The following is a 14,429-nucleotide window of genomic DNA, read 5'->3' as shown; positions in this document are numbered from 1 at the left end:
TCGCTTCTCCAGAATCGATTCCTTCCCCTCCACTACGTTGCTGCTCATGGCTAACTTCTGCAATCCATGTTAAGTCGATTATTGGAGTAGTAGGGTAGATCTGGAGCAGCTGGTGGGCGTTCCGGGGGCGGATCGTTCTTTTGATCGCTGGTTGTCCTCGGATTTCTGGATTCCCCTCTTAAGGGGAAAATCCGCGGACAAACGCGAGCGCTTCGCTTCTCCAGAATCGATTCCTTCCCCTCCACTACGTTGCTGCTTATGGCTACTTCTGCAATCCATGTTGAGTCGACATTGGAGTAGTAGGGTAGATCCGGAGCAGCTGGTGGGCGTTCCGGGGATGGATCGTTCTTTCGATCGCTGGTTGTCCTCGGATTTCTTGGATTCCCCCCATAAGGGGAAAATCCAGGGACAAACGCGACCGCTTCGCTTCTCCAGAATCGATTCCGTCCCCTCCACTACTTGGCTGCTCATGGCTACTCCTGCAATTCAGAGCATTTTTTTCATTTCATAGTATTCTGCTTTTTTCTCATCGCCGCGTTCGCTATAAAACTGAATCAAGACATTCAATGCATTGTCGAACTTTACCTCGTAAGGCTGCTGTATGCTTAACGTCCATGAATACGGCTTATTTTCAAGTAACATGCCTGTGTATAGTTCCACCATTTGTTCGAGCATTTCCATATTACTCTTATCTTCATTATAACGTTCACTGAAATGATCGAACTCAAGCAAATCCAATTTCATGTCTTCGAGGCTCAGGCTAATATTCCCTAGTCTGCTCTTAAGCATATGTTGGATTCCAAATGTGTCGAGTCGCTTCTTTAAGTAATATTGCGTCGTATATAAGTTTGCATAGCCCTTTTCCATCACCAATTCCGGCCATAAGTCATTGATGATTCGTTCTCTAGACACGGATTTGCCGTTCATGCATAACAAATAGGCGAACAGCTCTTCCGTTTTTTTAGTTCTCCAATGATCGTCAATCAATTTCCCATCAATCGTTACGGCAAAATCGCCAAAGCACTTGACCTCAATTTTGTGTCCATCGCTGCTTTTGGTTCTAATCTTCTTTATTTTTTCCAGTGTGACATAAAGCTGTTCGAACTTCACCGGCTTCACGAGGAAATCCAACGCTTTTGTCTCAAGCGTTTCGGTTACATAAGCATGATAAGCAGATGTAAAGACAAAATCCATATCTGGTCTTTTTTTAAACATCATCCCGAGCAAGGTTATGCCATCGGTCTCCGGCATTTCAATATCCAGAAAAGCTAGGTCAGGCCGTGTTATACTCAACTCATCCAAGGCTATTGCTGGATCTTCATACATTGCAACCACTTCGACACCCGCAATTTTCTCCAACTTGGTTTTCAAGTTCCGCAGCGCATAATATTCGTCGTCTATAATTATAATCTTCATGGCTGCTCCTTAATGGGTACAATAAAACGAACTGCCGTTCCTTTACCCTTCTCACTGATGATTTGAAGCTGTATTCCATACTCGGCCTTAAGCCGTGCGTTTATACTGGCAAGCCCAATGCCCTTGCCCGCCGAATATTCAAGCAGTTTATCTTTGTCCGCTTCTTCTATACCGACACCGTCGTCTTCTACCGCTATGAAATAGCCCTGTTCAAGCTCATTGACCCTAATCGTGACTGTACCTGCGATTTTCCGTTTACGTATACCATGTTTAATCGCATTTTCCACCAAGGGTTGGATCACCATACGTGGCACTTTTAGTTGAATATTCGGATCAATCTCATAGTTGACCATAACTTTATTCGGGAATCTGGCTTGCTCAATGCGAACATAAAACTTGACTGCATCCAACTCCTCATCGATAGAAATATATCTTTCCGAGTTGCTGTAATCGAATATATTTCTTAGATAATGGGATAAATCATTAACCAGGTTTCCCGCTTTTTCTTGATTCACAGCAATAACGCCTTCGATCACGTTCAAGGTATTGTGAATAAAATGTGGATCCATCTGTGCGCGTATAAAAGCAAGCTCAAACTGCTTAGATTGAATCTCCGAGTTTACATATAAAATATGATTGTGGTGCTTCTCTTCATTAAGAGCATTAATGATCTCTGCGACAGAAAGGGCAAATGCAATCGCCGACACACAAGAAAGAAAAAATAAGTAATAATTCATGATGTAACTTTGAGGCAACGCACCAAGAACCATCATATAAAATATAAGCACCGACACCAAACATAAGAGCCATGCTGTAATGAGATGCGGCGAACGAATGGTTTTGCTCCTTATTCCTTTAAACATAATGATAAAATACAATACATACATCAAAGTAGATGCACCCGCACCAAATGCTCCCAACTCTTTACTAACGAAAAGAAACAGCAATAACGTGATGGGGTAGAAACCAATGAGCAGCTTCAAACAAAAATCGATCCTGGGAAACCTGGTTTGGGTCTGAAAAATGGCTCTCATGAAAATCGCGATGGCAAGGGACATGAAAATACCGATGCCCGTCGAATATTCCGCAAGCCAGTAGGCGTACTTGAAGCCGGTGATGTTCACAAGCCCTGTCATAGCTGCATTCCATAACAAGGTCGTGGATACATAAAAGCAGGATTTTATAAACGTTTTGTTTCTAATAGCAACGCCCATGAATAAGTTATAAAAAAACAAGGCTACGGCAATGCCGACCAAGATGCCTCCTGCCCACACATTGATCATACTATTCTTTCTAAATAAATCCTCATTCAAGATCCCTACAACAAAGTTTTGTCCATATAGCGATTTGCTTGTCATATATATGTACTGATTATGATCAAAATTAGATGGAATTTTGATTGCAGGGTAAACATAGTTGATCTCATCGGAATTGCCCTTATATGCGTATCCAAAATGCTTTGTTATGTAGTCATTACTTGTCGGGAGATATATCGTTACATCTTCAAAAAGAGGGTTGTTTATCGTGAGGTAATTAACTTCATCCCCATTATACCGGTTTAATTTTATTTTGAACCATAATTGAACCGGGGAGTAGCCAACCTTAGAATAGTTGCTCGGTAAAGCTTTGAATTGCTCACTAACTTTAACATCGGACAAGGTCATGTTTCCTGATTGGTCTCGTAATATTTCCATACTGATCGTATCTTTGGATTGGTTCAAATCCTGAAAGTAAATGACGAAAACAAAAGCAGTGCAAAGTGATATAGTTATAAAAATGGTCATTACTTTCACTAAAAATGCAGTGGATTCGGATCTCATAAACAACTCCCCAGTAAACTCGAACGATGTCGACTCATGGGGGTAATTTTACCATGGTTCTGTCTATCCTACAAAAGGATTTGTTATAACGTTTTGTGGGAGCTAATGCTTTGTCACGCCTGAAATATTTAACTAAACTATAAAGAAACGGACGTCGATCTGTGGAGATCAGCGTCCGTTTATGCTTAATCTATGGGTGCATCAAAATTACTTCGCTTCGCCAACTACAGTAAAGCGTTCGTTTTTGTGTTGCGGTTTCTCGATCTCATCTACCAATGCGATTGCATAGTCTGCATAGCTAATGTAGCTATTGCCTTCGCTATTAACAAGAATAACATCATTACCTGCTTGATACTTACCTGTGCGAACGCCTTCTGGGTTGAAGAATCCAGCTGGGCTCAGGAATGTCCATTGAATACCAGAAGATGCTTGCAGATCTTGCAAGTTTTGGCCTTGGTTCGTAGCAGTTGCTTTGTATGCATCAGGGAAACCTGGTGATTCGAATACGCGCAATGTTTTGGATTCGTCTGTGAACAGACTTCCTGCACCACCTACAACGATTAGACGCGTATTAGGCGCATCCTTCAAAATATTGATCAACGCTTGTCCTGCTTCAACATGGCGATGTTCTTGTCCTGGCGCTGCGCCAAATGCGTTAACGATAACGTCAAATGCTTTGATATTCTCAGCTGTAAGATCAAAAACCTCTTTTTCCAAAACGTTAAGGGACTTGTCTTCCACTTTCGCTGCATTACGAACGATTGCTGTTACTTCATGCCCTCTGTCTACCGCTTCTTTCAAAATTACACTTCCTGCTTTACCCGTTGCACCAATAATTCCAATTTTCATGATAATCTCTCCTTCGGCTATGTGTTGTTTTCCTAAAATCTATAATGTAACTATAATTGTTACAACTAAACTTGTCAATACCTTTAATCTCATGTTCTGATAAAAGTTATTTCTTTCCTCACACCCTTGAAGTGTTGCTTTCCGTGCATCATGGCAGGGATTATGTTTAGTATGTCGAATATACGTGTCTGTGATTACTATTTAATTGAACTTACGTCCAGCAATAGCCCATTGAGAAGGAGCTGAGTGATATGAGCTTTGAAGATCAAGTCGCCATGATATTAAGACAAGCGAATCGTTCCGCTATTTCCACTGAAGCACTTTTTCAAAAAATAGACTCAGCCCTCCATCATTTGATTGAGCGGTTAATTCAGACGGGTACTCAAGCAACGGTTGACCGCAGAGAAGAAACTTCGCCTCACACCTGGGAGATCACAGTCGAAGGCTTCTCGTTCGTATTATTTTCTACAGATATTTTGGAGACCGCTGAAGAGAATGAAGATTATATTGAGGCGGTTGTGGAGGAGCTTTTTATCCAAGAGCTTGAGCATGCCGTTTCTGGGGAGTAGTCAAATTAGAAAATCATTGATATAAAACATTTGCTGATTCCAACCTTTTTATCATCAGTTTTCGCATTTAACTAAAGTAAAAAGCCTTCTAATTGAAGGCTTTGAAGACTAAGAGCTATCGTAGATAATGCTTTGCGTATTCGTCTAAAGTCCATGTCACCCTTATCACCGATCTAGAGGACTGGTTTTTTTTCTGGTCTTTCTCCTGCCTCATCAATTGTTTGTCCATTAGCAAATTTCCAAGAGGTATATCCACTTGGTTTCGCATCCCCGTCTCTTCCTAGTGCAAATGCTGCAGTTCCACTTGGTGAACCCCATATAGGTTTTATAACCTCATAAACATTTGCCTTTTCTTCGATATACTCTTCTCGGATCAGATATGTAAAACTCTCATGAATCCATCTATCGTCGAACACGTTTTTAGTTAAGTATGAGCCAGGCAGAAGTGTAATCATGTTTGATTTCTTTGCTGTGCGGTCATAGTATCCTCTCGCCTCTCCTAAAAAAACATTTGCCTCCTGCTGTCCAATATCTGCCGGCGAGATAGTTAATTTGGTCTGAGTCATGTTATAACCTCCTTTGGGATAAGGTAAATATAACCTCTATACTTCACTCCGTCAACATTTTATCTAAAATATCATATTTTATCTTGATTAAATCTAAATATCAGGATATATTTGAATAGAGATAAAAGGAGATGATTTTATGAATTATGAAAAAATAATTTTAGATCTATACGAAAGAGTTGTGTCATTAGAAGAAAAGGTCACCAACCTAGAAAATAGGTTGTCACTAACTAACCTCGATCAGACCCGTAATCTCGAAGACAACTCCATTAATTCCTCAGAGAAAATTACTCGAAACATTTCAAGAAAATATGTAATGGATAAATTATCGGGTGAGAACCCTGCTTTCCTCATTACGAAAGGGAACCGGGCAGCTAAAGCAGATATTTTATTAAAAACAACAGAAAACGAAGTAACCTACATTTTGAAGGCGAAGTTCTATCACAGCAAGAGCTTTAACGACTTTCCTTCTGGATGGCATACAGTTAATGAGGACGAGCTTACAAATGAGGATCTTCATCTATTTATATTTAACATCGAATTTGAAAAACAATTTTATACATTTCTCTTTTCAAGAACAGAGCTTCTATCCTTTGTAAATAATAAATCCATTGACCAAAATCACCTATATCATTTCTATTTTCATGTCGTCCATGATCAAGCTGTAGAGGTAAGAGATGAAGAAAAAGACGCTTCTATCTACTATAATCGTTGGAAGTTACCTTCCTTCTTGATGAAAAAATAGCGTTCAGAGCTTCATGCTCTCAACGCTTTTTCTCATATGCACCTTTCTAACAAAAAAACCTCCACAACGCAGTTGAACTACGTCGTAGAGGTCTGATTAAACTAAATCTTAGCAATCCTTATCCGGTACGCCCGCTTCTTCCTTTGTACGGAAAGAAGATCCGCAGCCGCATGTTGCTACGGCATTCGGGTTATGAATGGTGAATCTACGCTTGGCTATTCGGAAGGCTTAACGCCCGTCACTACGCAGTTTCTCGGTTACAACCGCGATTGAGAATCCGCACGACTACTTGTTAATCACGCGCCACTATAGCGCATAATCTCGTTAACCGCATTCTACCCTAATGAGCGCGAACAAGTCAATGCGAAGTCAAACTCCCAGAGTTTATTTTGGTGTGCGGATTGTTTTGGTACCTGATTGCGGGCGAAATTCGAGGGGCCTTGGGGGGGACGCAGTCGACCGGATACCCTCCGCATAAATATACACGCGAAGAGGATTGTGGATATGTGATTATCAATCCCTCATACCATCTGTAATTCCGCACCACTACTGCGTTTCGCTTATGTATTTATAATCCAGCATTATTCATTGCATATGCATTTCCAGTTGTCTACGTTAACAAACCGCATATTTGCGCGGATGATCGATCCTCTTCGCTATTATTCGCTGGAAATTTATACATAGCGTATTCCGCGTTTTATACACCAGTTATTCACTGCCCTCTAAAATTTTCTGAAGGGATGTCCGCCAGCCGCGCGTTGTAGGAAAAAAGCACCGAATGTATAATTTTGGGACACTTTAATAATGCCTGAATCCCGCGCCAGCCATGCGATGAGCTCCGTTTTCCTCCGATTCATGCCGGTTTACATCATCCTACGAGCTTATTAGCGCGGAGAATGAGTTCGATGTCTTCGACCCGACTAATTTCGTATGCTTTACGTTTCACTCTCCGAAAACGAAACGCAGCCTTGTGTCTACTTAACTCGCGCCATGCCTTATCGAAGTCCTTACGTAGTCGCCAGCGGTATAACGTTCGGCGGTCAACTCCACACGTTCGCGCGATATCATCGAGGTTCGGCGTCGGAACTGTCGTTAACAATTCAATCGCGAGATAATGACGATCGTCCAAATCAGCGCGACGACGTTTACGTTTCTTGTTCGCTCCCATAGTCTTCCCTCCTATTCTATACAAATAAAAAGACACCCCCGAAGTATGACCTACATTGAAATTAATACGTTACTTATTTGCGCGGAACTGTTCGATCTCCTTACGTATCTCTTCGATCTTGGCGTCTAACCCTTTAATACGTTCGACAGTTTCCTTGTAGGAATCCGTATCCTCATATTTAAGTCCGGTATCACGATACATCGGAATTTCCGCGTACATATTAACGTTGTAATCGATTCCTTGTTGCAGGCGTGCTATCTCTGCCTCATGAATTTCAATAGCCTTCTCACGCTGTGCAATCTGTTCCGCTCTTACAGTATCATCGAATCCTGGTACTTCCAATCCGGGCACTCCTTTCGCGGTGCTTTCTAGGTCAACGACTGACCCGCTATATGAAACATCGTATCCGGAGGACTCGCCAATCTCACGAACAGGCGCGTATGTCACTCCGTTTACTATTATCGCTTTATTCTTCGTAGGCTCTCCGTCAATTCTAACCGTTACCTCTTTCGCCACCTTCTTGCCCACGAGAGTAGGCACGGCCGCTAATGCTGTTGTTCCTCCAATTAGTAATACCGCCGCAAGGACACTCGCTGTAATCTTCTTTTTCATACGCTGCTCCTCCTAAATTATTTCTTGCGACAAGTATACCAATATAAGGAACGTAGCACTACGAAATTATGCAGGTCTGGAAGTCGTGAATGTTCCGCCCCAGTTCTGGTTCGCGGTATTACCGTGGTTATGTGTAGGAAGCGTAACACTATGCGTGTGGTTATTAATTGCCTGCCACATAGCTTCGAGCTGAGACTGCAGACCATTGATCACCCCAATATCAATCCCGTAGGTAAAGTTAACGCGCGAGCCTAGCGTAATCGGGCCGGTTCCTCCAGATACGTATAAACCATCCCTCGCGCTTATAGTGAGGTTTGAAGGAGTCCCTATCACTTGACCGTGCCAGCTTCCCGCAGAGTCAAAGAACGCGAGTCCCGAAATCCCTTCGTCAGAATCCGTAGCAATCGTAATACGCGACCGCCCTGCGTTATCAATCGCACGGAATCCGCGTGTATCCAGCTCAATACGTCTACCATTCGCGGCTGTACGAGTTAATGCGCCCGTTACAATTCCGCCTGATATCTCGCCTTGCGCCGTAATATTTCCGGTAAACACTCCGTCTCTCCACGTTGATGCGTTGAGATTAGAAGATAGGATCTGCGCGGCATTGGCGGTCAGCCGATTCGCCGTTACGTTGCCCTGCATATCTACGCGAAATGGTGCGGAGCTAAACACCGCATGACCGGCCGCGATGCCGTTCGTGTTAATCTGCGTGACGTTGTTGCCGGAGCCGATGAGCATAGATACGAAGCTACCGAACTGACCGACGACGGTTTCCGCAAGTACGCCGCGCGCTGTAATAGCCGTTCTGGCTGTTGAGCCTCCATCCGTAGATAACACAACGCCATTTGCCGTCATGATAACTTGGTTGCGCGGATCGGTTCTATCCTGCAAGACAATTCCGCGGCTATCGTATTTAACTTCCGTTTTGGACGCGTCAACGTCTTTAATCGCCTGCTTGGCAAACGTTTCGAACACTTCCGTACGAACAAGGCCGCCACTTACGAGATTGCCGACGACTTGTTTCGTCTTATCGAGATCCGCCATAATCTCCGCGTAGTCCTTGCGCATGACGTTAGCAATCGTTACTTGCGTATGGCGATCGCGAGCGAATGGATACTCCGTAATCTCGATAATCCTCGCGGTAATATTATCTAGCCCCATTTCGGGGTCGACGCAGTATACCGTATCGCCAAGATCCGGAGCCGCTTCGTACCCTTCAAGTTTATGGACATCCGCCGCACTGACCGTTACTTCTAGCGCGGGAACTTCGTTTTCAGCGAGTTTCTTACGGGCTTCGCGGAGCAGGTCGGTAACGTTCGTAAGATTCTGCTCAATCAGTTCGGAATCATAGTACGGCGTGTCCGTAGAGCCCCAAGCACCGGCATATTGCGATACAAGGTAGTTCGATTGCAGAGTACCGTTGACGATCGCGCCTGGGATTGCGGCAAGTCTAGCACGTTCATCCGCGGTCAGGATCGAAGCCGGTTGTCCGATCCACGTCCGCCCGTCTTTCATTTGAGCAAACATCCGCGTGCATAACGACTCCCCGCTGCTAGAGTACGTAGACGTAATGATATTCTTGCGGATACGGTACTGCATACCCTTGTTCTCGCCGATCTTCTTACGCAAGTGAATGACGAAATTATCCGCCTCCATCTCCGCGCCGTACATCGTGAGTATTCCGTTGAGAGCTTCGAGTGCGTTGGTGCGACCCCAGTCCTTCACGTCGAACAGCGGAAATGTATCGTCGATGGAAAAAGTAAAGCGGCCGTTAGTGGCCGCCGTAACGATATCCGTCAATCTCGTAATAGGAACGCCGTAAGCTTCCGAGATATATGACGCGTATGAAACTTTATAATCAACGAGCTTAAACTTTACGTGACGACACTTGATTTGCGCGGTGAGCTTACGCCCGTCACGTACACGTTGAATACTATTCACTACGTATAGCTGTCCGCGTTCATCCTCGACATGTCCCTTTAAATGGATTTTGCTTTCGAAGTCCTCCGAGGTCATCGGTACTAGGAATGTCAGCTCATCGTCTGAATTGATCCGGCGCAACCTCTGCACGTCATACGCGTCAACTAGAACGCCGATTCTCTTCCGATTCTTGTCGTAGGATTGAAGGTAATTTGGTTTTGTCATACTGCCTTACTCCCCCTTGTTTGGTTTCTCATTGCCATCCGTTCCCGCTCTGTGATGAATAAATCGACGTCCGCTCTATCTGTGAGAGTAAGTTCCGCGACGGACATGTCGAAATGATTTGTAATCTGTGGAGCCTGCGCACCTGCTACAGCACCGGTATCGATCATCCTTAACAAGTTACCGATCTGACCCTCGTTAAGGATCATTTCTCCTGCGTGGGCAATAACCGGAACTGCGGAACCTGGCGCGCCTTTAACTACTCCGCCTGTAGCGAACGCCTGTAACTTGCCGGTATCCCTCTCAATGCTGTACAACTTGCGCAGCTCATCGTTACGTGCGCTGAGGCGTGCCATTTCGGCGGTGTCGCCTTTCGCTTTCGCGGCTGTCCAGGCGTCCTTATTTGCGTTGTACTCCGCAAGATCCGTGTTGGTACCGCCGACCGGAGCCGCAAGCGAAGCCATTTTCGCATTGTACTCGGACACAAACGAATCCAACTGCGCAAGTATATCCGTGTTAGCTGCTGCGTTTGCGTTCTTCCGGAACTCTCCGATAGCTGATTCGATAACCTTAATATCGTCGGAGTACGCGTCGAATGCAGCCTTGAGCTCGTCATACTTAGCCTCGGTCTGCGACTTCTCAGCGTCGAACGCGGCAGTACGTTCGTCCTTCTCGTCCTGTAGCGCGGACTTTTGAGATTCGAGCTCACGTTTGCGCAAATCACGCTCATGCTCAAGGATCATCCGGTCACGTTCTTTAATCAGATCCTCGCGCTCTTGAATGCCTTCCGGACTAACCGCGGAGGCTAACAAATCGATACGCGCATTCTTTTCGGCGAGCTGCGTTGCGTAGTCGGCGTCGGAATTGTACTCCGCTTCCTTCGCTATAAGTGCGTCAATGGCTGCGATCTTCTCGTCCTGAGCGCTGACATACGCCTTCTTACGCTGCTCGATCGCTTCCAACTCGGCTTTCTTCGCGCTGTCTACCGCTGTTTTCTGAACTTTAACGAGATCCGTCGCCAGTTTTTCGGTATCTTGCGCGAGCTTCTTACGGAGGCTGTAAAGCTGATCCTCAGCCCGTTCGTAATACTCCGAATCCTTCTCATGACGATCTCTAACGCGAGTCCATGCGGCAATCTTCATTTGCGTAATCTCCGCCTCGGATGCGCCAGACTCCTCCATTCGCCGCTCCTCTTTCTTAATCCACTTCTCCGAGTTAGCGAACGCATCGGCTACGGCCTTCTCTTCGGCTCGCGCTAAGTCTTTCCGCGCTTGGTAAACCTGTTCGTCAGCCTTCTTGTACTCCTCGGAATCTTTCTTGTACCGATCCCGTACACGCGTCCAGGCTGCGAGCTTCGAATTAGCCATCGCCACCTCTGACTTACCCGCCTCTTCCATGCGCCGTTGGTCTTTCTCGATCCAAGTAGACGAGAAGTCATATCGAGCCTTAACACTATCCTCCTGCAGCCGTTTTAGCTGTAGATTCAGTGTCCGCGCATCCTCGACTGTCTCTTTGAGATGCTGCGCGTGGGCTTTCTTGAGCTTTTCATAGGCTTTGATCTGCTGTTCTGCCGACCAGTCATACATATCCGCTTGATAGCGAACCGTTGCGAGATCCGCGTCGTATGCCTTGCCGCGCATTTCCTTGGCAATCTCTGCGGCTGACTTTTCCTTCTTCGGCTTCTTAGCTGCGGTTTTCTTGCCTGATCCCGTTTTCTTATCTGCGCCCGATAGGTCAATGCCCGAACCTCCGCGAGATGGAGAGAATGCTTCACCGCTGGTTAACGAGTCTTTTTGACGCGAGATATCCAACACCGCCTGTTGTAGCTGCGTCTCCCTCTCGTAAAGGTGATCTACCATTTCGCTCTCACCGTTTGCCATACGCTCAAAGGTCGGATTTACACTAATCCCACCAACCGCAGTAACGGTGTTCTTCGCAAATGGAGCAGACGGGACGCCAGCTACCGCGCTCATAGCTTTCGCGAGACTTTCGAGGTTACTGATTTGCGCCTTAACTGACGCCAAGTTCGCCCGCGCCATCGCTTCCATATCACTTACGTAATTGGTAACCATCTGCCCCGACTGTTCGATAAAGGCGCGTTCCGCTGCGATATGATCGTCGATAATATCAACGTTCTGGATACGAACTCGACCGGATTCGTCCATAGCGCGATTCAAGTCCGGATATTTCTTCCGCAACTGATCGACGGTGCTTGCGAGTTCCTGTTTCTCCGCTTCGTCCAATTGCTGCGCGGAAGATAACTCACGGTACCGTGCCAGTAAGGCCTCTGACGCCTCAACCTGACGTAGCTTAGCCGCAACGTCTGCGATTTCAGCTTCCTTCATTTTCAGAAGTGCCGGGTAGGACTCTTCGATCGTTCGGTTGAGTATTTCGAGTTTACTTGTCGCGTCCTCAACACCGTCATACCCCATTGTCCGAAGATTGTCGTCCATATCCTCAAGCTGATTGTTAATTTCCAGCATCTCAGTTAAGAGAGCAGGAGTTCCAAGCCCGTCACTTTGCAACATCTCGATCTCGTTAAGGCGCTCCTGTAGTTTCGCCCGCTCTTCTAGTACCGTGTTAAGCTCCGCGGTCTGTGTCTGTAGCGCCTCTACTTCCGCGACCGAACGGTCAAGTGGCGACTGTGCTAGTGTCGCATTGAGCGATTTCTGCGCGTCGTCATGCTTCCTCACCGCTTCCGCAGCCTCGTTATTACTAGAGATAAGCGCGGATACTCCTGCCGCTACAAGTCCGAGTGTAATCGAGATCCCCAATAGAATCGGGTTAGACGCTACAAGCATTTTGAGGGCTGCGGATAGATAACGCACCGCGACAACCATCCCCATAATCAGAGGCGTAGCGGTAGTAAACGCAAGGATAGCGGACTGCATCGCCGGGTCGAGATTGTTAAATCCAAGTAGTAAGCCGGTAAGCTCCTCCGCGCCTTTACGAATAGCAGGAGCAAACTTGTCGCCGACTGTAATACCCACCGCTTCAAGCGCGGACGTCAGCTCGTTAATTGCACCGTTGAGCGTATCCATTTGCGTTTCGGCGATCTGTTGCGCGGTGCCCCCGGAGTCAATGAGTGATTGAGTAAACGCATCAAACGAAGATTGACCGTTGTTAATGAGTGTTAGGAACCCAGCGGTCGCCTCTTGTCCCGCGAGTGTAGCAGATACCTGTGCCTGTTGCTCTTGCGTTAGTCCGCTGAACGCCTGCTCTAGTTGGCCGATGATTACGCCCAATGGACGAACGTTGCCCGCCGTATCCGTAATACTGACGCCTAGCTGCTTCATCATTTCCGCGGCGTCATCCGTAGGTGAGATCAAACGTAAGAGAATAGCGCGGAGTTGTGTACCGGCCATTTCACCTTGGATACCGGAATTGGAAAGCATTGCAACTGCTGCGGCTGCTTCTTCGATCGAGATGCCTGCGGATGCCGCTACAGGAGCGAGGTATTTCATTGCCGTTCCCATCTGCTCGATATCCGTATTCGCTGACGACATGGCCTTAGCGATAACGTCAACGGCGCGCCCTGTCTCTTCCGCGCTCATTCCGAATCCCGTAAGAATATTTGAGGCAATATCGGCCGTCCGCGCAATCTCCATCTGACCGGCTGCGGCGAGATTTAGTACACCAGGCATAGCTTCGATAATCTGATTCGTCTTAAATCCAGCTTGAGCCAAAAATGACATTCCAGATGCTGCTTGCACCGAGGAGTAAACGGTCGTAGCGCCGAGTTCAATCGCCTGCGCGCGGAGCCTTTCGAACTCTTCTCCCGTCGCTTGAGACAGCGCCTTGACCTTAGCCATGGACTGCTCGAATGACGCGGAGATTTGAACGGTCTTCGTAATGACGGCGGCCATAGCGATAGACAAGCCGATATAAGCTCCGCCAAGCGCGGTAATATCTGCGGCATTCCTTCCGGCAGCGTTCGCGCTCTTCTCAAGTCCGGCAGTGACCCGGTCTATCTCCGTGCTACTAGCTCCGAGCCGCTTCATTTCCGTACGTACCGATTCGAGCTGACGACGAAGAAGCTCCGGATTAGACTTCCGTAAGCTTGCGTTAATCTTCTCTATCTGCGCGGCTGATGCTCCGACACCGGATAATGTAGTATTTAACTCCGAAAAAGAAGAAGAGGCACCCTTAGCGGATGCCTGCAGATCTCTTGTTTGTGCCTTTGCGTGTTCCATTCCTTGCTTGTATCTTGTGGTATCGAGTTCTAACTTCGCCCGTATACCTCCGATATCGACCATATCAGCCATTAGCGCCCACCTCGCCAAGTAGTTTAATTACCGCGGCAATTCCATCTACTACCACATCGCGAGATTCAGGCGTAGTTAATCCGAGGTGTTCGTATTTGGTCGCGATACACTCCGCTCCGAAACGTAACGTCTCCGACTTTTCTTCGGCAGTACCCTCCGCGTCTGGTAACATTAACAGATGCATGAAATCGCGTTGCACATCTGACATGACTTCCGAATAGCTCTTTTGGTTGGTCATTAATATTCCTCCTTTAATATGAAAAAAAAAGAAACC

At 46.5% G+C, this 14,429-nt stretch carries 11 protein-coding genes and 1 pseudogene; 2 read left to right on the top strand and 10 right to left on the bottom strand.

Annotation, left to right across the window (positions count from 1 at the left end; translation table 11 throughout):
• Nucleotides 1-486: 486 nt before the first annotated feature.
• The 3 genes from M3636_RS27445 to M3636_RS27435 all read right to left on the bottom strand — a co-directional run bounded on the left by M3636_RS27445 (nucleotide 487) and on the right by M3636_RS27435 (nucleotide 4,085).
• Nucleotides 487-1,416, bottom strand: a complete 930-nt coding sequence (locus M3636_RS27445) for a response regulator (RefSeq protein WP_251384625.1) — start codon at nucleotides 1,414-1,416, stop codon at nucleotides 487-489.
• Complete coding sequence (locus M3636_RS27440) at nucleotides 1,413-3,236, bottom strand: histidine kinase (protein WP_251384624.1); 1,824 nt, start codon at nucleotides 3,234-3,236, stop codon at nucleotides 1,413-1,415. The genes M3636_RS27445 and M3636_RS27440 overlap by 4 nt, the downstream gene beginning before the upstream one ends.
• Nucleotides 3,237-3,443: 207 nt before the next feature.
• The gene (locus M3636_RS27435) at nucleotides 3,444-4,085 is read right to left on the bottom strand and encodes an NAD(P)-dependent oxidoreductase (protein ID WP_251384623.1); all 642 of its coding nucleotides are present in this window, start codon (nucleotides 4,083-4,085) and stop codon (nucleotides 3,444-3,446) included.
• A 251-nt stretch (nucleotides 4,086-4,336) separates the two neighbouring features.
• Here M3636_RS27435 and M3636_RS27430 point away from each other — a divergent pair, with 251 nt between their 5' ends.
• Entirely contained in the window at nucleotides 4,337-4,654 is a 318-nt protein-coding gene (locus M3636_RS27430; RefSeq protein WP_128103442.1) for a hypothetical protein, read from the top strand.
• Nucleotides 4,655-4,827: 173 nt separating this feature from the next.
• On the opposite strand, the gene M3636_RS27425 is transcribed toward M3636_RS27430, so the two are convergent.
• Nucleotides 4,828-5,220 (bottom strand): DUF4357 domain-containing protein, encoded by a 393-nt coding sequence (locus tag M3636_RS27425; protein ID WP_251384622.1) that lies wholly within the window; start codon nucleotides 5,218-5,220, stop codon nucleotides 4,828-4,830.
• A 139-nt stretch (nucleotides 5,221-5,359) separates the two neighbouring features.
• Between M3636_RS27425 and M3636_RS27420 the strand changes: the two genes are divergently transcribed.
• Nucleotides 5,360-5,965, top strand: coding sequence for a hypothetical protein (locus tag M3636_RS27420; protein ID WP_251384621.1), 606 nt, complete (start codon nucleotides 5,360-5,362; stop codon nucleotides 5,963-5,965).
• Between the two features lie 108 nt (nucleotides 5,966-6,073).
• On the opposite strand, the pseudogene M3636_RS27415 reads toward M3636_RS27420, so the two are convergent.
• From M3636_RS27415 to M3636_RS27390, 6 genes and pseudogenes are all read right to left on the bottom strand, one after another.
• A pseudogene (locus tag M3636_RS27415) lies at nucleotides 6,074-6,169 on the bottom strand (iron-sulfur cluster assembly accessory protein); the annotation flags it as partial.
• 664 nt (nucleotides 6,170-6,833) lie between these two features.
• On the bottom strand, nucleotides 6,834-7,133 hold the full coding sequence (locus M3636_RS27410) for a phBC6A51 family helix-turn-helix protein (RefSeq protein WP_251384620.1): 300 nt from the start codon (nucleotides 7,131-7,133) through the stop codon (nucleotides 6,834-6,836).
• Between the two features lie 69 nt (nucleotides 7,134-7,202).
• On the bottom strand, nucleotides 7,203-7,745 hold the full coding sequence (locus tag M3636_RS27405; protein WP_251384619.1) for a hypothetical protein: 543 nt from the start codon (nucleotides 7,743-7,745) through the stop codon (nucleotides 7,203-7,205).
• A gap of 66 nt (nucleotides 7,746-7,811) precedes the next feature.
• On the bottom strand, nucleotides 7,812-9,893 hold the full coding sequence (locus M3636_RS27400; protein ID WP_285859239.1) for a phage tail spike protein: 2,082 nt from the start codon (nucleotides 9,891-9,893) through the stop codon (nucleotides 7,812-7,814).
• Nucleotides 9,890-14,155, bottom strand: a complete 4,266-nt coding sequence (locus M3636_RS27395; protein WP_251384617.1) for a phage tail tape measure protein — start codon at nucleotides 14,153-14,155, stop codon at nucleotides 9,890-9,892. Before M3636_RS27395 ends, M3636_RS27400 begins: the two co-directional genes overlap by 4 nt.
• A complete protein-coding gene (locus tag M3636_RS27390) occupies nucleotides 14,148-14,393 on the bottom strand; it encodes a hypothetical protein (RefSeq protein ID WP_251384616.1) in 246 nt (81 codons plus the stop codon). The genes M3636_RS27395 and M3636_RS27390 overlap by 8 nt, the downstream gene beginning before the upstream one ends.
• Nucleotides 14,394-14,429 lie beyond the last annotated feature (36 nt).

The sequence above is a fragment of the Paenibacillus sp. MER 99-2 genome (genome assembly GCF_023714095.1).
Classification (GTDB): Bacteria; Bacillota; Bacilli; order Paenibacillales; family Paenibacillaceae; genus Paenibacillus.
This window is presented reverse-complemented; position numbering and strand designations above follow the sequence as displayed.

Bases quoted from the DNA above. Each gene is read 5' to 3' on its own strand.
- M3636_RS27440 (WP_251384624.1), bottom strand. From the start codon at position 3,236: ATGAGATCCGAATCCACTGCATTTTTAGTGAAAGTAATGACCATTTTT.
- M3636_RS27395 (WP_251384617.1), bottom strand. From the start codon at position 14,155: ATGGCTGATATGGTCGATATCGGAGGTATACGGGCGAAGTTAGAACTC.
- M3636_RS27425 (WP_251384622.1), bottom strand. From the start codon at position 5,220: ATGACTCAGACCAAATTAACTATCTCGCCGGCAGATATTGGACAGCAG.
- M3636_RS27390 (WP_251384616.1), bottom strand. From the start codon at position 14,393: ATGACCAACCAAAAGAGCTATTCGGAAGTCATGTCAGATGTGCAACGC.
- M3636_RS27430 (WP_128103442.1), top strand. From the start codon at position 4,337: ATGAGCTTTGAAGATCAAGTCGCCATGATATTAAGACAAGCGAATCGT.
- M3636_RS27435 (WP_251384623.1), bottom strand. From the start codon at position 4,085: ATGAAAATTGGAATTATTGGTGCAACGGGTAAAGCAGGAAGTGTAATT.
- M3636_RS27405 (WP_251384619.1), bottom strand. From the start codon at position 7,745: ATGAAAAAGAAGATTACAGCGAGTGTCCTTGCGGCGGTATTACTAATT.
- M3636_RS27445 (WP_251384625.1), bottom strand. From the start codon at position 1,416: ATGAAGATTATAATTATAGACGACGAATATTATGCGCTGCGGAACTTG.
- M3636_RS27420 (WP_251384621.1), top strand. From the start codon at position 5,360: ATGAATTATGAAAAAATAATTTTAGATCTATACGAAAGAGTTGTGTCA.
- M3636_RS27400 (WP_285859239.1), bottom strand. From the start codon at position 9,893: ATGACAAAACCAAATTACCTTCAATCCTACGACAAGAATCGGAAGAGA.
- M3636_RS27410 (WP_251384620.1), bottom strand. From the start codon at position 7,133: ATGGGAGCGAACAAGAAACGTAAACGTCGTCGCGCTGATTTGGACGAT.